Source organism: Trichocoleus sp. FACHB-591 (assembly GCF_014695845.1).
In the GTDB taxonomy this organism is placed as follows: Bacteria; Cyanobacteriota; Cyanobacteriia; order FACHB-46; family FACHB-46; genus Trichocoleus.
Genome location: NZ_JACJPA010000119.1, coordinates 119,304 through 142,858 on the forward strand (window position 1 = coordinate 119,304; position 23,555 = coordinate 142,858).

The following is a 23,555-nucleotide window of genomic DNA, read 5'->3' on the forward strand; positions in this document are numbered from 1 at the left end:
AAAATCAACGCTTTGCACAAAATTCCTTTAAAGCTTCTTCAGTAATTTGACATTTAATTATAATCTTGGCTTCATAAGATTCATATTTTGAGCTGCTTGGAAATTCTCCAATTCCCTCTGCAATCAGATCAAAAACTAGTCGATATGAACCTAGTTCTTTAGGTAATGCTAAAGCACCGATCGCCTCAGCGATATGGTTTTGCTCTACGATACCACTCACAAAAAGGCGAGTCTCGAGCACCTGGGTATTAATATGATCAAATACCCTTAAGCGAACTCTTGTCTCCCCTGGTATAACCCCGATTTCATAACCAAGCCATCTAGACAGTCCAGTATTTCTCAGCTTAGCCCTTAAAATTATCAACTCACCTGGAGTGGAAATATCTGGTATGGGAACATATTTATTTAACTGTTGCGTATCAATTTTCTCAACTTCTTCAATCGTTCCTGCTAGCTTCTGAGAATATATTGCTATGTTTTCAATGGGTTTAGCAATCTGAAAGAACAAACTTTTGGCATGTCTAGATAACTGAGTATCTTTCAAGTCCCAAAGTCTCACAGGATAAGTGTCAACATTAATCGGCAATCCATTCCATTCTGCTTTACTAAAAGCACCTAGCACTTGAGAGAACGTAGAAACCACCAAAAAAATCAGAAAAACAGTTAGACTTGAAATGAATATTTTTCGATTGCTTGAAACAAAGTTGAATTGGCTATCAATAAAATATCCTATCAAGTAGCAAAGTATTGGATTTATATCACTAATAAATCTCGGGCCATATGAACCTCCAGCCCACCAAATTGTATAAAAGCAATAACTAAAAAACAAAATTATCCCAGCAATAGCTAAAGATGCAATTAGTCTTTCATCTTGACAGTTTTTGGATTTCTTGAAAACTTGCCAGAAGCCAGGAATACAAAATATGACTATGGGTGAGAAGACAAAAACACCTCTACTAGGGCTAAATAGCAATCCCAAAAACCCTTGTAGAAACTGATTAAAACTAAATCTATAAAATGTCACCTCGTAAGCACTTCCTAAAGCTGTATATCCACCTAGGAAATCACCAAAATTGTAGAAGTTCCAAGCCATTCCCAAGAGGCTAACAGGAAGACCCAAAAGTAGAAATAATGCTGTTCTTCTATATATTGAGACTAAATACAATATCGCCGCAATAGAAAAAAGTAAGTTAGTAGGTCGAATAATAGGTAACAATCCACAAAAAAAACCTGCTAAAAACAGCAGGAATCTGAGGTGTTTTTTTTCGGTTCGATTAGCTTTTAGCAAGCATAAGAGCAGACTTGCCAGCACTAAGTTAGTCGCAGTATGTTGCCATAAAGCTTGAGAACTAGTCATCCAAGTGTTTGTGGCAAAAGCATATATGAAAGTAGAAACAAGAGAGGTGGCAAGAGGAAATTTCAGACGACTAGATATATAAAAGATGACAACTGACAGGGAAGTAGCTAGTGTTGCCGCAAGTTTTTCAAAAGCTTGTCTATAAGGTTCAAAGCTTGCATTAGCTAAATTAAAATCAAAGGGAATACCTGTAATGTTAGTTTTTATAAAAGCTATTACATCTAAGTAAATCGAAAAAACTAAGTAAATTGGCAAACTAACAATAGCAGCGCCAATTGGGTAGACAGAAACTAGATGATTGCTTTTAGACTCTGCAAAAAAATACGGTAGACCATCATAGTCTTCAAAAAAATAGTTATTTCTAAAAGAATCAAAGTAAAGAGTATGGTTCTTTAGCCAATTCAACGCTAGTAATGAATTAGGTAAAGAATCTCCAGTACTTATTAATTTTTTATTGGCTAGATAAACGACACAACAAAGCGTAAAAACAAGGAGGCACTCAATATATAAAATATTCTTTGATTTTTCAGCCTGCATCTTCTGACTAGCTCAGAGCTAGAATCAACGAAATAGGTTGTACTTCAAAATACAGTAAATGGCTCGAAACCCATCCTTCCAGCCAATTTTTTTACCTTCTTTATAGGTTCTACCATAGTAGGATATGCCAACTTCGTAAATACGGCAGTCCATCTTAGCAACCTTTGCAGTCACTTCAGGCTCAAAGCCAAAGCGATTCTCTTCAATCTTGACCGCCTGAATTACCTCACGTTTGAAAGCTTTATAACAAGTTTCCATATCAGTGAGATTAATATTAGTCAGCATATTAGAGAGAGTAGTTAAAAACTTATTCCCTAACATATGCCAGTAGTAGACAACTCGGTGGGGTCGGCCTCCCATAAAACGAGATCCAAAGACTACATCTGCTTTGCCGTCTAGGATGGGTTGGATCATCAAAGGATATTCTTGAGGGTCATACTCCAAGTCTGCGTCTTGCACAATGACGATGTCTCCAGTAGCCGCTTGAATACCACTACGTAGGGCGGCTCCTTTGCCATAATTCTTCTTGTGGTAGAGCACCTGATCAACTTGCGGCTCTATAGCGGACGCTAATAGATTCCTAGTGCCGTCAGTGGAACAATCATCTACGATGATGATTTCTAAGTCTTTGATTGGAGAGGCCTTCACTGCTTTAACGATCTGCTCAATACTACCTAATTCGTTAAAGCAAGGGATTACTACAGTTAGCTTCATCTGTTGACGGTTCTATTTAACAACAGTGCAGAAGTTGTTCATCCAAAGCTGAAAATATTGGTGATGGAAGCTACGAAAGTTAGTTTCTCCCACAAGCACCTTCCTCAACTTTTGTCGGTTATAGTACCTTTTATGATCTCTAATCTCTGCTTCAGATACAATTTTTAATTTATATGCTAAGAACTCCAGAATGGGTTGTGCCCAAATGGAGGGTACAGTGATTATTAGCTTACCGTCAGGCTTTAAAACCCGATGAATTTCTTGCAAGATTTGATGCTCGTATTCGATATGCTCTAGCACAGCTAGCATCGTTACTACGTCAAAACTGGCATCTGCGAAAGGCAAGGAACCATCAAATTTGAACTGTAGAGTTTTGATGTTTTTGAACTCTACAGTGTCTACTTTGAAGTCTACTCCAAAGCCCTGGGCAATACGAGGAGCGATCGCTTTTAAGAAAACTGCTGCTCTACCACATCCTACATCCAGAACCGTGGAGTTTGGAGCAATTCGAGAAACGACTCTCTGAAGCCGCATCCATCGCAGTATAGGCTCTAAAAAGGGTTCACTCATAATTTTAGAGAGCATTTCTCCCAAGATATTTTGATGCTTTTTGGAAAGGCAAAAAACATCCGACAGCGCATCAATTATCTCAAGATCTGAGCCAATTATTCCATTTAAAGTAGTAAAGGGCGAAATCCATGTTTCATTGAGGCATTTCCAATCTGATCCATTTTGTCAACCGTAATTTGGTTGCGCCCCCAGGAAAAATTGGTATGCCATTTCTCAAATTCTAGAAGCATAGATTCTGCAAAGCAGGCAAACAGTTGACGTGCAGGAGCGTCCATACTGACGATCTGCATAATTCGCCAATCAATGTCGAGGGAATGCTCCACAATGCCGCCGTTCAAAACATGCACACCAGGATGCTGAATCTTAGTCCCTAAGTTTTTCGGGTAGCCACCATCAATCAGCAAACAAGGCTGCTTTAAGGCAGACGGATCAATCTCTACACCTTTGGGCATACTAGCCACCCAAACGACAATATCCGCTAAGGGTAAGGCTTCGTCCAGCTCCATGACTTTGCCACGACCCAATTCTGCTTGCAAATCGAATAAGCGCTCTTGATTGCGGGCAATGAGCAACAGTTCTGCCACATCTGTCCGAGCATCTAGCCAGCGGCACACGGCACTGCCAATATCTCCAGTAGCTCCACAAACCGCAACTGTCGCTTTCGAGAGTTCAATCCCTAATTGTTTTGCTGCCTGTTCAACTTGACGACAAATAATATAGGCGGTGTGAGTGTTACCAGTGGTAAAGCGCTCAAACTCCAGCTTGATATTCCGGACCTGCTGAATTTGATTTAGATTAAAATTCTCAAAAATGATTGAAGAGAATCCACCTAGAGCCGTGATGTTAAGGCCATGCTTTTGAGCGTGGGCCATGGCATTAATCACTTTGCGAGTGGCTGCCTTGATGCGTCGTGTGGCCAACATTTCAGGCAAGAAGCAAGATTCAACGTACTTGCCTTCAATCTTTTGGCCCGTTAGGCTGGTGACCGTGATAGTGTCAACAATTTGCGGGGGAGCACTACACCAAAAATCTAATCCTTGATCAGCGTACTCTGGGTAGCCTAGCTCTCTGGCAACAGATTGGGCGTGTTCTAAACTAGTGAGGTGACCGATAAGACCAAACATGGACGGTTGGGGAGCCTACGATTCAGGCTAGCTTTAGGTTAGTAGTAATTGAAACGGGTGATTGCTCAAAGCACTCAAAAATACTACATAAATTTGCCGATCAGTTGGTAGGTTCTGATCGGCAAATTCGTGCATGTACTAAATAGCGATCGCTCAGTAGAAAACAACTGACTCTGATCAAAAGGAAAGGTTGGCAATGGGTTGCCTCATCAGACTCCTGAGGTTGCCTGAATGTTCCTAACTTAGGCAGCAGCAAGACCGTAAGCAGACATACGCATGATATCGCGAGTGCTAAAACCAATGTTACTCAGCGCTTCGCCATACTGGATCATGAAGTCTTCTACTAAAGCTTCTTTTTCCATGCCCAAAACCTGAGCGTCTTCTGCGACTTGGTTCAACATGCGCCAAACCAAGGGTAAGTTCTGCCGATTCGCTACTTCTAGCTCAGCTTTGGCAGTTTCAAAGTTAGCTTTGAGCCATTCTTCCCCGTAGTTCAGATGACTGTACTCATCTTTGACTACGCCTTCAGTGATTTTACGCGCGAAGTCGTCGGCAACGGGAATATAAATGTTGTAAGCTGCGATCGCAAAGCACTCAATAATGAGGGATTGAATCAACAAGCAAGTCACAATCTGGTTGTTTGCCGCTGCGACCTGAAAATTACCATGCAGGTCAGAGAAGAACTGACGGGCAAAATCCATATCTGGCGTGACTTGGAGATTACGACCACAGGCTTCAAAGCCTTTCTTATGGCGATTCTCCATTCTGGCTAAACTCACCAATTGATCGTGATTGTCCGGCAGCATTTCAGCCAGCTTTAGGTAATTTTCGTGAGCCTCTTGTTCGCCTTCAATCACAATCGCGTTAATCCGACTGTAGGCATCTTTGTAGGCTGCGCTATGGAAGTCAATTTCTAGACTGGCCTCAAGCTGCGGCATGGATCTCTTGTCTCCTCATCATGAATCAGTCGGTGATAGTTCGACTTGGTAGAACTATGGACTAAAGATTGTGACGGCAGAATGTAAATTATTAATTTACAACCTTAAGTTACTTTAACCTTTTTTAATGGCGGATCGACCAAGCAGAAAGTGGGAATATCACAAGTTGACCCGTGAGTCGATCACTAAGCAGTTGCATCGAGACTCACGCTACTGTCTATTTATGACCTTACAGCATGAATAAGTAAGAAAACTCACCCAATGGTCATATTTACCATAACTATAAGCGTACAGTACTCCTAAACCAGCGCACGAGGCGAACCGAGCGTGAGTCAGAATTTACCTAAAAAACTCAATGTCCCAGTCTCTCCCTCTGTCAAACCTGTCTGGAGTTGGGAACGGACTTTAGCGTGGTTGAATGGCCTGCTGCTGCTCACTGGGGCTGCGGTTATTTTGTCTCCCCTTGCCATCGTTTTCTGGACTTCCTTGACACCGACTCCCGCACTCAGCAACGTAGGTGAAAACCTCGCCTCAAGATGGTCTTGGGACAGTTATCGGGAAGCTTGGCAACGAGGCAACTTTCTGTTGGCTTTCGCCAATTCGACGTTGGTGGCGATCGCCGTAACAGGGCTGCAGACTCTCACATCCGCTTTGGCAGGTTACGCTTTGGCTCGCTTCCAGTTTTGGGGGCGGCAGGCAATTCTCTTGCTCGTCTTGGCTACACTCGTGATTCCGTTTCAACTGTTGGTGATTCCGGTTTTCCTGATTTTGAAGTGGGGTCACTTAATTAATACCTACGGAGCGCTGATTCTACCCACAGCAGCCAACGGATTTGGCATTTTTTTGCTGCGCCAGTATTTCCAAACGATTCCGGTGGAACTAGAAGAAGCTGCAGCTTTAGATGGAGCGACTCGTTGGCAAATTTTGTGGCGAGTGATGCTGCCGTTGGCTCGTCCAGCCTTGGTGACGCTATTCCTGTTTACTTTTATTGGTGAGTGGAATGATTTATTCAAGCCGCTCGTGTTTACGACTCGTCCAGAATTACAGACTGTCCAGTTATCTTTGGCCAGTTTTCAAGAGCAATTTACAAACAATTGGCCTTTGATGATGGCAGCGGTGGTAATCGCAACTGTTCCAGTGGTGCTGCTGTTTTTGGTGGGGCAGCGGCAGTTCATCCAAGGTATTGCCACTACAGGAATCAAAAGCTAGATGGTAGTTTCTACTACAGACTTGAATCTTCAACAGTGCATGAAGCGGCCCTTATACTGAAAGACTGGGGTTGCAGGAGTCAGATCATGCAGAAGTTAGGCTGGGTTTTAGTAGGGGTGTCGTTTTTGCCCTGGGCCGCGATCCCGTTGGTCTTACCCCAGCTACCAATCACGACAACGCAAAAAACCTTACTGATCCCTGCACTGCTGGTATTAGCAGAGATTTTGTTTTGGCTGGGGCTGCTGATTGTGGGGAAGGAGGCGGCGCAGCGCTATAAACAGTTTTTTAATTTCAAGGCTATGTGGCGATCGCTGAAGCGGGGAATTAATCGGTTGGGGCGCAGTTTGAGGTAATCCGATCCTTGGGGGCACTCGCTCCCAAACCCCCGCTGAGAGACGGTTGCGTCCCCCAGGCCCCCTCCAAACGAATCTAAGTATGAGTGTTTCGATGCTCTTGCTCTTTCTGTGTCTTACTCCTCACTCCTCACTCCTCACCCCTTCCCCTTCCTCATCCCTCAAGTCTGTTTGAATAGTGAGGCGGATGGTTCGGGAGGATTCTAGGCTACCGATTTGGGTTTCGACGACTTCTCCGGAGAGGTGGTTGAGGCAGCTAAGGAGCGATCGCAGGTGGGGGGTGCTGGCTCCGCTGTCTACGTAGAGGCGATCGACTAAGCCTGTGACTCGTTTCCAGGTGGTGTAAAGCTTGGCAATCGTTTGTTCGAGCTGAGCGGCTTGGTTGACTAAATCAGCGGTGGAGCTAAGGGAGCCGATGCGGAGAGCTTCTTCTAAAGCGGCTTCTAGGTCTAGGGACTCGTTGTTGAGGGCTTGGACGTTGGTGGCGGCTTCTAGATATTTGGCTAGGTACTTGGCTTCAGAAGTGACTTGCTTGAGGGTGTCTACGTCTGGGCTTTCGGCTACCGCTTCGCGGAGTTCCGCTTGGTGCGACTCTGGCAGTTTTTCCATTTCCCGCACGAATGGCGCTAGATAACGCGAGGGGATGGAGTTGGCGGCGGCTTTTTCTTTGATGACTTCTGGTAGCAAATCGGAGGTCATGGCGGTCCATTCGTCGGAGAGCTGCCGCACTTCGCGCCGGGTAATGCGATCGCCCCTTCTCGCGGCGTCACTGACCATTTGTTGCACTTCCGGAGCAGCTTGGGCTGTTTCGACAAAGGCGCGTTTGCTAAAGCGCTCGACGGAGTCGGTGTCGAGATAGCCGCCTTCTAAGAGAGTGTCGGCGCTATCGGCTACCTCAATCAAGGAGTAGGCTTGGCTTTTGCTGATTTCTCGGTCTTGCAGCCACTTGAGGAATCCGGTGCCACGTCCTTCACCTCCCCGTTTTTCGCGATCGCGGACGGTTCGCAAAATTCGACCTCGCCAAATGTCAGTCTGGAGGTCAAAGCGATCGCAAACTTGCCAAGCGGCTTCTACACGTTGCTGAAATTCTAAATCTGGAATCTGCTCATCTTCTGGATCAGGCAGCTCGAAATTGAGTTCTAGTCCACCTTCTAGAGCAGCAGCGGCAAGGTCGGTGGGAAATTGAGGAGCTTGAACCATGAGAAACCATGTGCAGAAAACAGCCGGATCATTATGACATGCCTACAAGGGGTTGCCATGAGAAAAACTGACCAAAGTTGGTGAGTCTGCGATCGCTCAGCCCCATTAACAACCCATCACTTGTCCTTAGCCACCTGTTAGTTGTCGGAAGAGCCAACTGAAGACTAAAAAGCTCAGTGTCACCACGCCAATAAATACAATGAGCAGTCCCAGCAGTGCTGCAACGACAACCCAGCGGTTCACTGAGCGGGCATTAGCGGGAGCAACCCTGAGGTGATCTTCAAGCAATGCGACGTTTTTGGTATTAGCTTTCCAAGTTACGTCTAGGAAATCCCCCAGTACAGGCACCGTGCCAGCTACCGTATCAAATAGCACGTTGGATACCATGCGGGTTAAGGTTTCTTGAGACACGCCCAGTTTGGCACCTTCCCAAATAATGTAAGCCGAGAATAAGAAGCTCGCTAAATCTCCGCCACCGGGTAAAAGCCCTAGGATGGGGTCAAGGCCAAAACGGTAGCGAGTCCCCGGAATCGTAATAGAGTTGTCGAGCAGGTGACTCAGGCTACGAATTCGCTTGAGTCGAGCAGTTTTGGCATCCGAATCGAGACGCATGAGAGGTAGCCAATTAGGTTGGCAATTTAGAGTACTAGAATCCTGCTATCTTGTCACGTCGCCATCCTAGGATTATTAACATTTCTGATACCAACTCATGCAAACAACACATAGCAAGAGGTTGTATCAAGAAACACTAGTAATGTTTGGCATAACTTAATTTCTCGAGTCAGAATATAAAACAGCTTAAGTCAAACATCAGGGAAGATTATGGACCCTTTATTAGGTGCGCTAATCGCAGCAGCTACTGTTATTGCTCTACAAATTGCGACTTACAAACCACCCAAAGAAACTAAGAAAATTAGTGTAGTAATTAGTGGTAAGACGTACGAGATTACTGAGAAATAAAGCTTGAAAAAACTGTTAATCACCGGAACCAGCGGTTTTTTAGGATGGCACCTGTGCCAAATTGCTCAGCGCCAGTGGGATGTCTACGGCACTTACTGTTCCCAAGCGATCGCAATGGCTGGAGTCACGGCTCTCAAAGTCGATATCAGCGATTTTGTCGCCCTCAAGCACTTGTTTGAAACCGTCCAACCGGATGCAGTCATCCATTTAGCGGCGCAATCTAGCCCCAACTATTGCCAAACCCATCCTGAAGCTTCACATGCAATTAACGTTACGGCTTCCTGCAACATTGCAGGGCTTTGTAGCGATCGCGCCATTCCTTGTGTGTTCTCTTCTACTGACTTAGTGTTTGATGGCCTCAATCCGCCTTACCGCGAAACCGACCCAGTTAATCCGGTGAATCTGTATGGGGAGCAAAAAGTATTAGCTGAGGCAGGAATACGATCGCGTTATCCTCAGACTGCTATCTGCCGGATGCCCCTGATGTTTGGAGCCGCTAGCCCCACTGCCAACAGCTTCATGCAACCCTTTATCCAAATGCTTCGGGATGAGCAAGAGCTACGCCTGTTTACTGATGAGTTTCGCACGCCTGCCAGTGGTACGACAGCCGCTCAAGGACTCCTGCTAGCGCTCGAAAAGGTGCAAGGCTATGTGCATTTGGGTGGGAAAGAACGCATCTCCCGTTATGAGTTTGGCCGCTTACTAGTAGAAGTGCTGGGATTACCAGAGACAGGACTCAAAGCGGGCCGCCAACAAGATGTAAAAATGGCTGCGCCTAGACCACCCGATGTTTCGCTTGATAGTTCACTGGCATTTTCGCTCGGCTATGCGCCATTGTCTCTGCGAGCAGAATTAGAGGCATTAAGAGGTAAGGTCTAGGCGATCGCGTTAGGGGCTGCTATCACAAGCATGAAGCGGATCTGTACCCTTAACCGCTTTGTTGAGCAGCTTTCGCGGCTTTGTATTTTTCAAGTTCTGCGATCGGTAAAAGCAAGGTATCTTCAATTTCTTGCCGTACTTCCCGGCTAACGTAGCAATCGCTGTTGAGGCAATCGACTAATAGTTCATTCGCATCATAATACTGCCTCAAAAGCTGTTGTTGCTGCTCACTCAATTGCCAGTTGTGCCCAATGTCACAATTCTCTATGACTACACTTGTAAATCGATTGGCCCAATCCTTGCCATTAATTCTCCACCAGTTTAAGAAATCAATACCAATATGACTATGCCTAAACGAGTTATATAATTGCTTGCTTAACTTTGGCAACAAGTCTCCAAGCGTAGGATCAAGTCTGGATGCAGTTTCAATATCTACATATAAACCTTGATCAGGGGGAATATTGAATGGATGCGAATGCTTGCTATCGTATTGCTTCAATGATCTAATATTGATGGTTTCAATTAATCTTAGGGCGTGGCTTAGAGAATGATCGAGAACAAGTTTAGGGATATGATCAATTGACTGAATGCTATTATCAATTTTGTTTGAATATGTTAAAAAACGGTCCATGTCGGAAGAAGCATTATATGAAATGCCACGATTAAAACCAATATTAAAATAGAAAAATCGAATGGCAGCTGATTTATAAGGTGTATCAAAGGATTTTGTGACAATCCAACATAGAAAATCTTGTAACTTTTTTTCATGATTTATTAGTTGATCAATATTCCTCTTCATCATTTGGAGCCAATCATCAGCTTTTCTCATCATGCCTGTTGCAAGTAGAAAAACTTCTCGCCAACGTCTTTCAGTAACATGAACTATTAAGTTCTGGTATACATTATTAAAAACTATTTCTCTGGCAGTGAAATACTCATGAAAAGTAAGGTGTGAAAAAGAATAAATTCCTCTAGCTCTCTCCACCAAAAGACCATGCTGGCTTTCAATCGACTTTAATACCGCTTCGCTATTGAGTATGAGCATCTCTAGGTCATTTTGGGCATCGGGTAAGTTGCTAATATACGCAGCAATATGGCCCTCAACCGTCTTCTGCTTAAAGAAGTAGTCCTTCTGCTCGAAAGTAATGAGCGCAATTTGACTGAGCAAATCTTCCTTTCTTTTGAGAGACAACCGTTTATAAATCTGGTCACGCTCAATTCGACGACTGGTGTCCCATTTACTTAATAAAACCGCCAACCCTCTCTCGTATAATTCAGCCCGATTTGTCGGAAATCCAAGTAGCTCTTCAAATTCCAAGCATAAGAGGGTCAAAAGTAATGGATTAGTAGCCAATTCCTTGACTGGCTTACTTTCTTCGAGTCTCTCAATTAGCTTTTGGGTTAAATTCTTAGCGCTCTGTGGCTCTCGGCACTTAAACCAATTCTCTACAAAGGTATGAATCTGCTCATCATCAAAATCTGCAACTTCAACCTCAGTAAACTGTTGAAACGTGTATTCTTTGGAAGCAATCCGACAAGTGACTACGAACTGATTAGTATAAAACTTCTCAGAAAAATCCCGAATCTGTCGTAAAACTCTCGTCGTATCTTCTTCTCGCACCTCATCCAAGCCATCCAGCAAAATTAACAACCGTCCTTTCTGAATAATCGATTGGCAGGATTCTAAATTAGATCGTTGAAATAAATGCTGATTGGTTCTAACAGGATCGGCTGTTATTGACCGTTCTATATGAGCCAACAAATTTGGTTGAGCTTCATCCTCAGCAAAGCTTTTAAGAGTAATAAAAATTGGGATGCGATCAGCTAGAAAATTCCCTACAATGCACTGCATCGCCAGATATTTCAAAAAGGTGGTTTTCCCTGCTCCAGGTTTGCCCAACACCATCAACTTCGAGTAATGCTCCACTGCTGTTAAGCCTGATACGCGTTTTTCAGTGACTCGGCTTAAACCCAAGCGATCGAACTCTTCGAGATCACACCCTTTCAGCAGTTCCTCAATTCCTAACCGCCTGCGCCCCGTAATCTTCTCCAAAATATTGACGTTGGTATAAATCCCCTGCTTCCCGGTTAGCGCGACTGGCTGGGTCATGTCCAGCACCCGCATTGTCCCGCATCGCTCTTTAATTAGCGGCTTAATCTGCTCCCGTACCGCTTGCACCAAAGTATCAATATCATTACCTGCCTCATCTTGTTGGGCATTACCAGCAGGCTTCCATTTTTGAAGTTGCCCAACCAAATAGTCTTGTAGCTTTTGCAGTTTGACGGGGCCGCTTCCTTTTATCGCAAATTTCCCGTAAATCTTACCGAGTCTGGTACTCAACGCACTGTCAGAGATATGCAAGCTATCTGCAACTTCCTGCCGACTCTTGTTGCTACCAAATAGCTCAATTAGTACCTCGGTTTCACCTACAGACAGTTCTTTCTCACGAGCAGTCAGAGCCAGAAATTCACGAGGAAGTGGCATTTGCGGGGTTTGCAATCACATTAAAGCCAGTGTAACCAAAGCCTCTCAGCAAGTTTGGACTTAAGTCACGCCAAGTCAGCCCAAGTCAGCGTATGTGCAATGAATAGCTACTAAAGAGAATTGAGACAGTGACTTCAATAAGTTCACCGAGGTCACGGCAATGGTTGAAAGTTTGGTTTATCTAACGCTGCGAAAATCTGCTGAAGTTGTTTTCGGTCTGCTGCTCAAGAAGTTTTGGGAATGGGCATTCAGCGATCGCAACCTCAAATACTCCAGCAACTACCTGAAAATGCAACTGCTGATTCTCTATCTCGATTGGGTGCTACTAAAAACTTCGCTCAAGTCTCTGCCACCTCAGTCCAAAGCAGATGATTAAGCAACTGTGGCGATCGCTCCTCCAAATACGCAAGGGGCGATCGCCTTCAAAAACATAGCCAGAGAAGAAGTTTGCAGATACTCCTCTCTGGCTACGATTTTTAAGGATAAGTTGCGATCGCGCTTACACAGTTACTTGAGCGCGACTCACAGTCGCTAGTGCTTCTACCAAGCTGCGAACGACTGCAATCATGGCAACTTCGCTGTTGAGTTGGTTCACCGCAGAACCCACACCAACACCAGCCGCCCCAGCCGCGATCGCCAGAGGTGCGGTGACGCTAGACAAACCAGAGGCACAGAGAACAGGCACGCTAACCGCACGAGAAATTTCTGCGGCGGCTGCCAGGGTGGGAGCTGCTTTCTCGATCAAGCCCAAGGTGCCAGGGTGAGCAGGAGCGCTGCTGGTGCCGCCTTCGGTCTGGATGATGTCTGCGCCAGCTTTCACCAATTCTTCTGCCAACTGCACTTGTTGGTCGAGGGGCAGAATGTGGGGAACGGTGACAGACAAAGTGATGTGAGGCAGAAGCGCCCGGGTCGCTTTAGTCAAAGCCAACACTTCCTCTGCTTCAAAGCGACGACCTTGAGCGTAGAAGCTATCAAAGTTGCCAATTTCAATTAAGTCAGCACCTGCCTCAACTGCGGCTACAAATTGCTCAGGTTCTACCGCAGAAACGCAGATCGGCAGACTGATAGCTTGACGCACTTGGCGCACGAGTTCAGGATCAGCAGCGATATCAACGAACGTCGCGCCACCTAGCTCAGCCGCTTTAGCCACTGCTAAAACGTTCTGTGCATCAAAATTATGCAAACCGCTGATAATTTTGAGCGCACGGCCTTGCTCGAAAGCGCTTTGTAGCGTGGGAAGAATGGTCATGATCCATCTCAAGGTAAAAAACGTATGGATCATTTTGGCATTCCTAGTAGCTGGATACTAGTCCCTGCTGAAAGTTACATTACAAGCAGGCTGAATATTCCCACCCTATAGGGCAGGAGCTACTCTATGAATCGCTTAAATCGTTTGGTGCGGCAATATCACCGCAAAATTGCTTTGGTTTCGGCTTTGCCCCTGCTCCTGACGGTGCTAACAGGGATGGCGTACACGATCTTGGTGGAATGGTTTCAGCAAGGAGCGATCGCGCCAACTATTCTCAGTCTGCATAACGGTGAGATTTTTCGTTTAGGCGGCATTTACCCGATTCTGAACGGTTTGGGGTTGTTAGGGTTGCTGGCAACAGGCTTACCCATGAGCAGTTTGTTTTCCAAACGGCGCACACAAAAAGAAGCCAGCGATCGCTAGCTTCCTTGGCATTTCATTCATAAATTGAGGAGAAAAAGGAGCGAGGGCTTAGAATCCTTCTTCTTCGTACTCAGGCGCTTTGGTCTTCTCAGGAATGTTTAGCTTTTGAGGCTTGTAGGGCTTGTCATCGGCCCAGGCATCTTCTACTAGCTCTTCTTCGTAGGTGCCCGCAAAATCATCTTCGTAGTCATCGTCATAGCTGGAGGTATAGCGATCGCGATCGGTGGCTTCGCTCCAGTTGTCCTCTTCGTCGTAGTAAGCAGGCTCGACTTGGCGTTGCTGGCGCAGTTGCTTCGGAGCGGGTTGACTTCCCCAGTCATCTTCACTCCAAGCTTCTTCCACTACAGGCTGAGGCGTCCGCAGCGGTTGCTGCATCGTGGGAATCCGCACGCCACTACCCAACTGGTTTTCGGCGGGAGTAGTGGGCAGAATGTAATCTTCCTCTTCTTCGCGCTCCCAGGGGGCACGACCAATGCCGATGCGCTCTAGCAGACCCACGGTGAGCTGAGTCACCCGTTCTTCTGCTCCTTCAAACACAATCAGGCGATCGGGACCACTGCTGACAATTTCTTCAATCGGCAACTCGTAGGTACTAACGACTTGGTCAGGAATCAGCGGCACTCCTAAGGTGGCAATAATCAGGGAATAAACTTTGCCATCCTCAACGTTGAAGCGGAAACCGCGTACCCGACCCAGCATTTCACCCGTTTCTGTAATCACTTCACTGTTGATCAGGGTGCTATAGCCGTCAATATTGATGTCATCAAGGACGGTGTCGTTATCGACCAGGGCCACATCGCCAATCTGACGAATGCTGCTCAAGCTCATAAACTGAGGCATGTTACCTAGGACGCCGGAAAGCAGGTTTTCCCGGAGGCCGAGCGCGACGACTTCGCGCCGATCCACGTCAACCCACAACTGACTGACGACTCCCAAACGCTTACCGGTATCGCGGGTAATCACTTGAGTGCCAAGGAGATCGGAGCGTTGCCAGATTTTGTCAGATGTCATTATGTCCGAGTCCTGATCGTGAATCCTAGCTATTAAGTATCAATATTACTAAATCATACCGAGGCACTTTGAGGCTCTAGTTTAATGCCTATAACTTGAGTATGCGCCCCACGAGCTTGGGTAACGCCAATCGTGCGCTCAGCAGACTCAATCATAGGACGGCGAAGACTCACCACAATAAACTGCGCTTGTTGGGCCTGTTGCCTAATCATTCTAGCTAATCGCTCCACGTTTGCTCCATCCAAGAACATGTCCACCTCGTCGAAGGCATAGAACGGCGAGGGACGATAACGTTGTAGAGCAAAGATGAAACTGAGGGCTGTCAGAGATTTTTCACCCCCAGACATCGAGGCGAGTCGTTGCACAGGTTTGCCTTTCGGGTGTGCAACTAGATTTAAGCCACTATTAAATGGATCTTGGTGATCATCCAGTTGCAAATGCCCGTCGCCATCGGAGAGTTCGGCAAAGATCACTTGGAAATTCGCATTCACCGCATCGAACGCTTCTTTGAAGGCTCGTTGTCGTAGGGTAGTGAAGTTCTCAATCCGCAATAACAGCTCGGTGCGTTCTTCTTCCAGAATGGTGAGCTTTTGCGTTAGTTCTTCCAAGCGAGCTTGAGTGCGATCGTACTCTTCTAGAGCCAGCATGTTGACAGGCTCCATTGCCTGAATCCGCTTTTGCAGCGATCGCAACTCCTGCTGTAATTGCTCTAAACCTAGATTTTCCGGCAGTTCAGGTAATGGATCGGGCAGGTCTGCTTGTTGTTCGGTGAGCTGTTGCTGAAGTTCTGCCAACTGTTGCCGCTGGGCGAGGAGGGTTTCTTGCAGTTTTTGCCGCTGCCACTCTAGTTGTTGTTGAGCGGTTTGTCGTTCGCGCAGTTGTCGCTCTAGGCGATCGCGGGCTTGTTTAGAAACCCCCAACGTTTTCTCTAGGGTCGCGAGTTCAGCTTGGCTTTGGGCAATCTGTCGCTGGAGCGCGGCTTGTTGTTCGCTTAGGCCAGCTTGCTGATTTACTTGGGTCGTTTGCTGAGTGCGATACTCTTGCAGGCGGGTTTGGCCTTGCTGTACTTTTTCTTGCAAACGTTGTTGTTGATTTTCCAAATCTTTGAGTCGCTGTTCCGCAGCACGCAACGCTAACTCTCGCTCATGCAATTGGGCTTCTTGAGCGCGGATTGCCACCTGGATTTGTTGCCACTCACTATGCGTCTGTGATTGCTCTAACTCAGCCAAGGTTTGCCGCCATATTTGCAGTTGTACTTCTTGGGTGGGAATGTCAGTTTCTAGAGTTTGTAGCCGTGTTTGAGCTGTGGTTAACTCTTGAGAGTTTTGCTGAAGCTGGGTTTCCAGTTGCGATCGCTGTTGTGCAAGGCTCTTTAATTCTTTTTGCAATTGCTCGACTTGCAGTTGGTTTTCCCGGTGGGCTTGGCGAGCTTCAATTAGTTCTTGCGATCGCTGCTTCACGGCAACTGAGGCTTTGGCGATCTCATTGGTGCAACGGTTGAGGATGCGATCGATCTCTTGTAAGCGTTTTTTCAGCTCTATAATTTCCGCCGATTCCATAGGATCAGCCTTACCGAAATGGATCGCATAACGGCTATCGCTACTGCCCCCGCTCATCGCACCACTAACTTCTAGCAATTCGCCATCTAGCGTCACTATGCGGTGCTTCCCTAAATGACGCCGCGCATCCTTCAAAGTCTCGAAGACGATTGTGTAGCCAAACACATAGGCAAACACATCGAGATAGCGCGGATCGCACTCGATCAGATTCACGGCGTAGTCCACAAAACCGGAACCAATCCGTTCCCAAGGCGCATTGGAAATCCGAGGGGCTTGAATTTTGTTGAGCGGTAGGAAAGTGGCTCGTCCGGCGCGTTTTTGCTTCAGTAGCTCAATTCCAGCCGCCGCCACAGCATCATCTTCCACAACTAACTGGCCTAAGCGACCACCTGCCGCAGTTTCTAGCGCTAACTGATACTGTGGCTCTACTCGACCCAGTTGCGCCACCAGACCACAGACACCAGGCATCCCCGTTTGCAGAATCAGCCGAGTCGCATGGGTTCCCTGAGATTCCTGGGCGGCTTGAGCTTGGGCTTCTAGTTTGTCCAAGCGGCGATGCTTCTCTCGTTGCTCTTGTAATAAGCGGGTTTCGGTCTCTTTTTGGATTTGTAGATTTTGCTCTGTATTGGCAACGGCTTGAGAAAGCTCCTGTACCTGCTGAGCAAGGCGATCACGGATTTCGCTCTGCTGGGTGGCGATCGCTTCCTTCTCAGCTATTTCCTGAACGACCGACTGCAATAACTGAGTCTGTTCTTGAATCTGCCGCTCTAATTGCGTCGTCCGTTCCCGTAACCGCGCTTGTTCGGTGCGTTGCGGCTCCAAAGTTTGCAGCAGCGTATCTATTTGTTGGTGCAGACTGGTTTGCTGCTGCACCCAAACTTCAGAGGCAGAGGCGATCGTACTAGCTGCTTCGCGGTTTTGATTTAAGGCACTTTCAGCCTCATCCCGCGCTTTCTGTAGAGGGGCTAGGCTTTGCGTTCCTGCGGTTTGCTGCTGAGCCAGGTTCTCTAGGGTCTTGAGATGTTCCTGGATTTCCTGCTGCGTTCTAGTCAGATTTGCCGCCGTTTCTTGACTGGCTTTGGTCAAATCTTGCTCTTGTCTTTGCAGTTGCCGTAACTCAGCTTCACGGGTAGCAAGGGTAGCTTGGAGGGCGAGTTGTTCTTCCTCGCCTAAGGCTTTCACCCGACTGTTAAGTTCTTCTAATTCTGCTGTGGCTTGTTGTACTTCAGCCGCAACCGTAGTCAGTTGTGCGGCCAGTTCTGTTGTCTGGCGATCGCCTGCTTCAATTTGCTGATGTAGTTGCTGTGCCTGCCGTTGCTGCGTGCGCCAAGCCAACACGCCTTCCCACTGTTCTTTGGCTTGCAGGTCTTTCCGTAATTTTTGATATTTCTCAGCTTTGACGCGGTCTTGCGCCAAGCGATCGCGCTGCACTACTAATTCATTTTCGACAATGCGAAAGCGGTCTTCTCGCTCTTTAACCGCATCCAGCTTGTCTTTGGCTTGAATAATCTTGCGATCGAAGGATGCCACCCCAGCTAACTCATCAATGATGGCGCGACGCTCGCGGGGGTTCATCGAAATGATGCTGGTTACGTCCCCTTGGAGCACCACGTTGTAGCCTTCCGGGTAAATCCGTAGCCGATTTAGATGCTCATGCAGTTCAGTGAGGGTGCAAGGTTCTCCGTTGATGTAGTAGTTGGAAGTGTAGGTGCCTTGCTGCGTCACCCGGAGCTTTCGCGTTACGGTCCAGTCACTCGACTCCGGACTTTGCAGCTTAAACTTGTTCTCCGAGTTCGGGTTCTCAGCCGCTAGATTCGACAGCTCGTCTTCGAGATCAAAAGTGACAGTTACACTGGCTTCAACGGTAGAGCGTCCGCGTGCAGTTTGCTGGTTGTTCACCAAGTCAGGCAGTCGCTCAGCCCGCATTCCCTTGGAACTAGACAAACCCAGAGCAAACAGTAGCGCATCCAAAATATTAGATTTCCCCGATCCGTTTGGCCCTGAAACCACAGTAAAACCAGGGAGCAACGGAACTGGGGTCGTGCCGCCAAAAGATTTGAAATTAGAGAGTTCTACCCGCTTGACGTACACCACTAGCGAAGCTTCTAGCAAGTACAAATTTACTAACTACTGTACCAGATGACAATCACCAGATGACAATAATGTCCAACAGAGTAGCACGAGGCTATTCAGAAGCAGTCAAAAATTCAACAATTTCCTGGAGCCTTACAGCGATCGCGCCAACTGAGCTGAATTGGCATCTGTGAGACGAATCTGTACTCGCTCTCCTAACTTCAGGCGATCGTATTCCTCGCAAGGCAGATTCCATGCTCCTGATTTGGCTTCAGGTTTTTGAAACCAACCGTTTTTCACTAGGTAGCTCCCAGATAAACGGCAAGTGGCACGAGTAGCTGAAATTCTTTGAGGAGGCAACTGTACTAGATTGATGTCGATGGAACGTCGCTCAGCCGCATCCTGACCCACTCGCTGATGGGTCTGTTGGGGCACCCACTCTTTGACACGATAAGTCATCCAGGTGTCATGCACTGGAACTGTTGCCATAATGGGCTTTTGCACAGGCACGACACGAGTGCTAAAGATTGGAACTTCACGCGTATGCTCCACTTGGCGAGTGCTGTAGACTGGGACTTCGCGTCTATGCTTCACTTGGCGAGTGCTAAAGATTGGGACGGTACGAGTGCGGGGAATTTTGCGAGTGCTATAAATCAGAATAGTGCGAGTGCGGGGAATTTTGCGGGTACTGTAAACCGGAATCTCATGGCAAACTCGCTTGCCCAGCCCGTTACCTTGACTGGTGACTTTACACTCCGACTTAGTACCCGATTGGTAGCGCTCCGAATCGTAATAAGTCTCAGTACGAGTGCCGCTTTGATATTCTTCCGAGTCGTAATAAGTCTCGGTGCGAGTACCGCTTTGATATTGTTCTGGTTGAGTATAAATCTCAGTACGAGTGCCGCTCTGATATTGCTCTGGTTCGTAGTAAGTCTCGGTGCGAGTGCCACTTTGGTACTGCTCGCTCACCATGACTGTACGCACACCTTGCCGTTTTTGGCTTACCCCTCGCTGTTTCCGAATGGATTTGAGAATAGTGGCATTGGTTGGAACCGACTCATCCCAGCCTTGGCGAGTAGATGTCTTCTGTGTTTGCACATCTACCTCGACGGTCCACTGCAAGTCAGTGACCTGCACTTTCAGCAAGGTAGGGTCCTTGGTGCCCACAGACTCAACTGCACTATTCCAGAAAACGCCACTTACTACAGTCAGTCCTAGGGCTCCAGCTGTTAGCCAACCTAATCGACTATTGTTTCCTGAAGGGTTAAAGCCGTTGGAGGGTGAGTGGTCCATTGAACGTGAGGGAGCAATGGTAGGAGGCTCGCTCTGACGCTGTACTAGCTCTCCAATCACGGATAAACTTGGGGCTTGCTGATCTGCTGCTGAATCGCCGGTAATGTCTCCCACCGCAGAGATTTGATAGCTGTTGCAATTACTGCACTGTAAAAGCTCGGCAGACAGCCCTACATCTTCATTGACGGCTTCACAGACCTTACAAACCCAAAAAGGCGGGCGATTGATTAAACTGGGGTCCGTAATTAGCTGACTATCTGACGCTTCGTACAGTTTTACGGCTTCTGTACGCCAATAGAAACAGCTGGGGCAGCGATTCCCCTGAGAGTTGAAGACAGCACTGATATGAAGTTGTCCACAATGAGGGCAATCCCAAAACAATTCTACGTATTCAACTGTTTCCATAGAGCTTAGGGAGCTTGAAGTTGGTAGGTGCTACAAGCCAATAACTTCTGAGAACGGAAAAATTCTCGTTTAGGTGTACTAACAATCGTGAATTTTCGTGAGCAAGATTTAGTGGCTACGTCGAGTGTTTCTATAGAGAGCGATCGCCCCCAATCTCCTAATCGCATAGCTTTTAGCTTTCAGCTAAGAGAATGATAGTGTCTTGAGACGAAAAGGTGATGGGCTGGTCTTTTTTGGGATTGATTACCACACCGTAAGTTCTAGCCACATTATTAGCATCAGCTTTGCAACGGTAACCAATGGCCGATTCCCCTCGTTGTCTGGCTGCCTCAACCACGGTGTAGAAATTCACAGGTTGAGCGATCGCCACATAGTCATCCGCTGGCTTCAGGTAGATCTCGGAGCCTTCTGGGTTGAAGAGGTCAGCAAAGACAGCATTCAGGCTTTTTTGTTCTGCCACTTGAGCCAGCATTCGGCTGATAATCTGCTCACTAATGACAAAATCATCGGGCCGCGCCACCTGAGCTAAAGCTTGGTTCCGTACATCCAAAATTTCTGTGACAATTTGGAAATCGTGGTTGTGGCGATTAGCGATATCCCGCAGGTGCAGTAGTCTGACAAGCGTTTCGGCATCCGATTCCTCAGGATCGAGATCCGGATTGCACAAAACCACGACATGGTCATATTGAGTCAAGTTCAGGCTCTCCAAGACCCGACGATCGGTGGGGTCTCCAGCGCGATACTGCATCGTTTGTTTCTGCAACTTGAGGGTTTCCGCTGAGAGGTCAACCTCTGCTTCCGGAAACCCAGGAGCCACGGTCACTGTAGAACTAGGGGCAACGTATTGATCGAGCTGCTGGATGATTTCAACGACGCGATCGTTCCAACCCAAAATTAAGGTATGTTCGGCGGCAGCTGGAGGACGATTACTCAACTGAATCGCTGATACATTGATGAGTGGCTCTGAGTGAGTAGAGAGCTGCATGGTGTCGTCATCTTCGCTAATCAAGATGAGTTGCTCACCTGGTTGGAGCGGTGTTTCTACAGGGGGGTTGAGCTGAATGGTGCCATCAGTATGTTTAATCCCAATCACCGTGGAATCGTTGTAAGCCAGAAGCGCTTCACCATAGGGCTGTCCTTGCAGCGTTGGCTCGGTTCTGAAGTAGATTTCGTTGCCGCTGAAATCGAGCAGATCCATGTAAACAAGGGACAAGCCTGATTGCCGACAAGTTTGCACCACGATGCGCGAAATTAGATCGTTGGTCAGCAGTATCTCTACTTCGTTCTGCCCTACCAAGTTAATGACATCCAGACTCTTGGGATTCTGAACTTGGGCAACGATGTGATAAGGCTGAGGCAGCGATCGCGGAATATTAGTAATGGCAAGCAGAGTCTTAACGAGTTGCGTATCCGCCCGTTGGTTGTGGGGGCTGAGAATAATGATGGAGCGTGCGGTTTGAATACTCACCATGCCTAGGTCTGCCATGCTACTAGGGCTACCCGTACGACAAACCAGGCGAATCCGAGGCAGCTTACCCAACGTATCAACTAGGGCAATATCCATCTGCATCTTGTCTTCTTCACTCAAAACGACAATGCAGGTATCCGGTCGATTGGCATTAGCTAAAGCTAGTTCCGAGATCAGTGTGAAGACTTGAAGCGACCAACCCAAAATCACAATATGGTCAGTCTCAATTACCCGCGATCGCCCTTTACGGAGGTCTTCTAGCTTGGTGTCGATACCACTACTAAGCAAACCAATCAGGGTACTGACCACAAAAATGCCGCCAAAGGTGACAAACAGCATTGCGAAGCGGAAGACCCAACCTGTATCACCGCCTACGGTGCCTGAGTCTAAGGTTCGCATCAAAACTCCCCAGATGGCTTCGGGGAGACTAAGGCGACCGCCACCCTCTGGAGCAATCCCACTCAAGCTAACCAGGAATGCCATCAACAGGATAAATGCCAGAGACACCAACGCCAGTCCACTAATGAGGGATACGGTACCTCTGGACATGAAGTTGTCGAATCTGTAGCGCAAGCGGTCTGTGATGGCAGTCTTGCCCATTGTGATAACGATTCCTTAACAGCTGCGAGGGAGTTTTACACGTTTGACCTTAAGACACTAGACGCTGGCTAGTGTTACAGGTGCTCTAAAAGATCAAACAGTGTAAAAAGTATTCCCTGTATCATCCTCATTTCCACGCAGCTAGGGCAATTCTTGAGAGTTTGTAATGCTCCTTTACGCCCAGGGGGGTGAGAGCGATCGCAATTCTACCTATCGCGTTTGTGGCAATTCAGGTTACGTCGCTGCTTTGCTACTAACCTATGTCACCCGCAAGGTTTTTCTAGCTTAATCTCCCAAGCTAACCAATCTGCTTGAAAGATGCTCAGCATTATAATTCAGTACTTTGCAACGCTCAATTGCGATCGCAATCAAATCTTTAATAGCTATTTCTTTAACTCTAATGTCATTAAAAACCAAAAGTTCACGACTGACACCCCGCGTAACAATCCAAACATGGCGAGATTTACCCAGAATTTGAAGTGTTTTCGATCCATGCCCTCCGTCAGCTTTTCTGGTCTCTATAGTTAGTTGAGCTTTATTACTCAGCTTATTAATATAATTTTCGATTTGATCCTTCTTATACTCTTCAAATGAATCTCTTAAAGTGCAATCATACATAACAGCTAAATTCTCTACAATAAAGAATCCATCAGCCTTTCCAGCTTGTGTTTTTCTGTCGTATTGATATACAGAGTGAATTCCAAGAAGTCTTAGCAGCGAGAAGACAGCATCCTCAAACTCACCACTGTCATTAATTTCTTCTACTAAGTTTAGAGAATTGCTTAATGCTTCCAAAAAGATTTTATACGAAGGAGAGCGAACCTTTAATGCAGGTTCTGGAGTAGGTCCAGGCTTAGGAGGAGTTTGGATGACTTTTTTTTTGCGTATGTTACGAGCGATCCATTCTATCTCTCCATTTTTGTCTTGCTTCTGATCTAAGACAAACTCTAGTTCCATACCGTTTTGCAGTGACTCGAAATCCAACTCTTCCAAGTCACCCTCGAAAAAGACGACATTCTTGTCATAGTCAGGAATTGGAAATTTAGGTGTAATGTAGCCTATTCCCTTCTTTCCTTCACTCTTATGAAAATATTTAACGGTTCCTTTCTGCTGCATGACCTTGCCAGTGCTACGCCTACTGAAGTATC

Annotated in this window: 21 protein-coding genes; 6 read left to right on the forward strand and 15 right to left on the reverse strand. The window is 46.8% G+C overall.

The window, feature by feature from the left end:
• Positions 1-4 precede the first annotated feature (4 nt).
• The 5 genes from H6F90_RS27495 to H6F90_RS27515 form a co-directional block, all read right to left on the reverse strand.
• On the reverse strand, positions 5-1,894 hold the full coding sequence (locus H6F90_RS27495) for a hypothetical protein (RefSeq protein ID WP_190555174.1): 1,890 nt from the start codon (positions 1,892-1,894) through the stop codon (positions 5-7).
• 24 nt (positions 1,895-1,918) lie between these two features.
• On the reverse strand, positions 1,919-2,608 hold the full coding sequence (locus H6F90_RS27500; protein WP_190555175.1) for a glycosyltransferase family 2 protein: 690 nt from the start codon (positions 2,606-2,608) through the stop codon (positions 1,919-1,921).
• A gap of 12 nt (positions 2,609-2,620) precedes the next feature.
• Positions 2,621-3,193, reverse strand: a complete 573-nt coding sequence (locus H6F90_RS27505) for a class I SAM-dependent methyltransferase (protein WP_242024652.1) — start codon at positions 3,191-3,193, stop codon at positions 2,621-2,623.
• Between the two features lie 89 nt (positions 3,194-3,282).
• The gene (locus tag H6F90_RS27510; RefSeq protein WP_190555176.1) at positions 3,283-4,302 is read right to left on the reverse strand and encodes a long-chain acyl-[acyl-carrier-protein] reductase; all 1,020 of its coding nucleotides are present in this window, start codon (positions 4,300-4,302) and stop codon (positions 3,283-3,285) included.
• A 242-nt stretch (positions 4,303-4,544) separates the two neighbouring features.
• Complete coding sequence (locus H6F90_RS27515; protein WP_190555177.1) at positions 4,545-5,240, reverse strand: aldehyde oxygenase (deformylating); 696 nt, start codon at positions 5,238-5,240, stop codon at positions 4,545-4,547.
• Between the two features lie 327 nt (positions 5,241-5,567).
• On the opposite strand from H6F90_RS27515, the gene H6F90_RS27520 reads away from it, so the two are divergent.
• Positions 5,568-6,449, forward strand: a complete 882-nt coding sequence (locus tag H6F90_RS27520; RefSeq protein ID WP_370588111.1) for a carbohydrate ABC transporter permease — start codon at positions 5,568-5,570, stop codon at positions 6,447-6,449.
• Between the two features lie 86 nt (positions 6,450-6,535).
• A complete protein-coding gene (locus H6F90_RS27525; protein WP_190555178.1) occupies positions 6,536-6,802 on the forward strand; it encodes a transporter suffix domain-containing protein in 267 nt (88 codons plus the stop codon).
• A gap of 123 nt (positions 6,803-6,925) precedes the next feature.
• Here H6F90_RS27525 and H6F90_RS27530 read toward each other — a convergent pair whose 3' ends face one another.
• Positions 6,926-8,002 carry a hypothetical protein gene (locus H6F90_RS27530; protein ID WP_190555179.1) on the reverse strand — a complete coding sequence of 359 codons (1,077 nt, stop codon included), beginning with the start codon at positions 8,000-8,002 and terminating at the stop codon, positions 6,926-6,928.
• A 126-nt stretch (positions 8,003-8,128) separates the two neighbouring features.
• Entirely contained in the window at positions 8,129-8,614 is a 486-nt protein-coding gene (locus H6F90_RS27535) for a DUF4112 domain-containing protein (protein WP_190555180.1), read from the reverse strand.
• A 351-nt stretch (positions 8,615-8,965) separates the two neighbouring features.
• Here H6F90_RS27535 and H6F90_RS27540 point away from each other — a divergent pair, with 351 nt between their 5' ends.
• Positions 8,966-9,841, forward strand: coding sequence for an NAD(P)-dependent oxidoreductase (locus H6F90_RS27540; protein ID WP_190555181.1), 876 nt, complete (start codon positions 8,966-8,968; stop codon positions 9,839-9,841).
• A gap of 49 nt (positions 9,842-9,890) precedes the next feature.
• Here H6F90_RS27540 and H6F90_RS30930 read toward each other — a convergent pair whose 3' ends face one another.
• On the reverse strand, positions 9,891-12,326 hold the full coding sequence (locus H6F90_RS30930; RefSeq protein ID WP_190555182.1) for an NACHT domain-containing NTPase: 2,436 nt from the start codon (positions 12,324-12,326) through the stop codon (positions 9,891-9,893).
• Positions 12,327-12,486: 160 nt separating this feature from the next.
• Between H6F90_RS30930 and H6F90_RS27550 the strand changes: the two genes are divergently transcribed.
• Positions 12,487-12,702, forward strand: coding sequence for a hypothetical protein (locus H6F90_RS27550; protein WP_190555183.1), 216 nt, complete (start codon positions 12,487-12,489; stop codon positions 12,700-12,702).
• 123 nt (positions 12,703-12,825) lie between these two features.
• Here H6F90_RS27550 and H6F90_RS27555 read toward each other — a convergent pair whose 3' ends face one another.
• Positions 12,826-13,575: a DUF561 domain-containing protein gene (locus H6F90_RS27555; protein ID WP_190555184.1), complete on the reverse strand. Its 750-nt coding sequence runs from the start codon at positions 13,573-13,575 to the stop codon at positions 12,826-12,828.
• 126 nt (positions 13,576-13,701) lie between these two features.
• Between H6F90_RS27555 and H6F90_RS27560 the strand changes: the two genes are divergently transcribed.
• Positions 13,702-13,998 (forward strand): peptidase, encoded by a 297-nt coding sequence (locus tag H6F90_RS27560; RefSeq protein WP_190555185.1) that lies wholly within the window; start codon positions 13,702-13,704, stop codon positions 13,996-13,998.
• 48 nt (positions 13,999-14,046) lie between these two features.
• Here H6F90_RS27560 and H6F90_RS27565 read toward each other — a convergent pair whose 3' ends face one another.
• The 5 genes from H6F90_RS27565 to H6F90_RS27585 form a co-directional block, all read right to left on the reverse strand.
• Entirely contained in the window at positions 14,047-15,009 is a 963-nt protein-coding gene (locus tag H6F90_RS27565) for a PRC-barrel domain-containing protein (protein ID WP_190555186.1), read from the reverse strand.
• Positions 15,010-15,062: 53 nt separating this feature from the next.
• Positions 15,063-18,680: a chromosome segregation protein SMC gene (smc, locus tag H6F90_RS27570; protein WP_199296220.1), complete on the reverse strand. Its 3,618-nt coding sequence runs from the start codon at positions 18,678-18,680 to the stop codon at positions 15,063-15,065.
• A 114-nt stretch (positions 18,681-18,794) separates the two neighbouring features.
• A complete protein-coding gene (locus H6F90_RS27575; RefSeq protein WP_190555187.1) occupies positions 18,795-20,339 on the reverse strand; it encodes a hypothetical protein in 1,545 nt (514 codons plus the stop codon).
• Between the two features lie 5 nt (positions 20,340-20,344).
• Positions 20,345-20,506: a hypothetical protein gene (locus H6F90_RS27580; protein WP_190555188.1), complete on the reverse strand. Its 162-nt coding sequence runs from the start codon at positions 20,504-20,506 to the stop codon at positions 20,345-20,347.
• Between the two features lie 5 nt (positions 20,507-20,511).
• Entirely contained in the window at positions 20,512-22,407 is a 1,896-nt protein-coding gene (locus tag H6F90_RS27585; protein ID WP_190555189.1) for a potassium transporter TrkA, read from the reverse strand.
• A gap of 166 nt (positions 22,408-22,573) precedes the next feature.
• Here H6F90_RS27585 and H6F90_RS31255 point away from each other — a divergent pair, with 166 nt between their 5' ends.
• Positions 22,574-22,696 (forward strand): hypothetical protein, encoded by a 123-nt coding sequence (locus H6F90_RS31255; RefSeq protein WP_255525078.1) that lies wholly within the window; start codon positions 22,574-22,576, stop codon positions 22,694-22,696.
• On the opposite strand, the gene H6F90_RS27590 is transcribed toward H6F90_RS31255, so the two are convergent.
• A complete protein-coding gene (locus tag H6F90_RS27590) occupies positions 22,693-23,523 on the reverse strand; it encodes a hypothetical protein (protein ID WP_190555190.1) in 831 nt (276 codons plus the stop codon). The two genes, H6F90_RS31255 and H6F90_RS27590, sit on opposite strands and share 4 nt — an antisense overlap.
• Between the last annotated feature and the right edge of the window lie 32 nt (positions 23,524-23,555).

Coding starts and splice junctions, on each gene's coding strand:
- H6F90_RS27565 (WP_190555186.1), bottom strand. CDS start 15,009: ATGACATCTGACAAAATCTGGCAACGCTCCGATCTCCTTGGCACTCAA.
- H6F90_RS27535 (WP_190555180.1), bottom strand. CDS start 8,614: ATGCGTCTCGATTCGGATGCCAAAACTGCTCGACTCAAGCGAATTCGT.
- H6F90_RS27495 (WP_190555174.1), bottom strand. CDS start 1,894: ATGCAGGCTGAAAAATCAAAGAATATTTTATATATTGAGTGCCTCCTT.
- H6F90_RS27550 (WP_190555183.1), top strand. CDS start 12,487: ATGGTTGAAAGTTTGGTTTATCTAACGCTGCGAAAATCTGCTGAAGTT.
- H6F90_RS27525 (WP_190555178.1), top strand. CDS start 6,536: ATGCAGAAGTTAGGCTGGGTTTTAGTAGGGGTGTCGTTTTTGCCCTGG.
- H6F90_RS27510 (WP_190555176.1), bottom strand. CDS start 4,302: ATGTTTGGTCTTATCGGTCACCTCACTAGTTTAGAACACGCCCAATCT.
- H6F90_RS31255 (WP_255525078.1), top strand. CDS start 22,574: ATGCTCCTTTACGCCCAGGGGGGTGAGAGCGATCGCAATTCTACCTAT.
- H6F90_RS27590 (WP_190555190.1), bottom strand. CDS start 23,523: ATGCAGCAGAAAGGAACCGTTAAATATTTTCATAAGAGTGAAGGAAAG.
- H6F90_RS27585 (WP_190555189.1), bottom strand. CDS start 22,407: ATGGGCAAGACTGCCATCACAGACCGCTTGCGCTACAGATTCGACAAC.
- H6F90_RS27505 (WP_242024652.1), bottom strand. CDS start 3,193: ATGCTCTCTAAAATTATGAGTGAACCCTTTTTAGAGCCTATACTGCGA.
- H6F90_RS27530 (WP_190555179.1), bottom strand. CDS start 8,002: ATGGTTCAAGCTCCTCAATTTCCCACCGACCTTGCCGCTGCTGCTCTA.
- H6F90_RS27555 (WP_190555184.1), bottom strand. CDS start 13,575: ATGACCATTCTTCCCACGCTACAAAGCGCTTTCGAGCAAGGCCGTGCG.
- H6F90_RS27580 (WP_190555188.1), bottom strand. CDS start 20,506: ATGCGATTAGGAGATTGGGGGCGATCGCTCTCTATAGAAACACTCGAC.
- H6F90_RS30930 (WP_190555182.1), bottom strand. CDS start 12,326: ATGCCACTTCCTCGTGAATTTCTGGCTCTGACTGCTCGTGAGAAAGAA.
- H6F90_RS27500 (WP_190555175.1), bottom strand. CDS start 2,608: ATGAAGCTAACTGTAGTAATCCCTTGCTTTAACGAATTAGGTAGTATT.
- H6F90_RS27575 (WP_190555187.1), bottom strand. CDS start 20,339: ATGGAAACAGTTGAATACGTAGAATTGTTTTGGGATTGCCCTCATTGT.
- H6F90_RS27515 (WP_190555177.1), bottom strand. CDS start 5,240: ATGCCGCAGCTTGAGGCCAGTCTAGAAATTGACTTCCATAGCGCAGCC.
- H6F90_RS27560 (WP_190555185.1), top strand. CDS start 13,702: ATGAATCGCTTAAATCGTTTGGTGCGGCAATATCACCGCAAAATTGCT.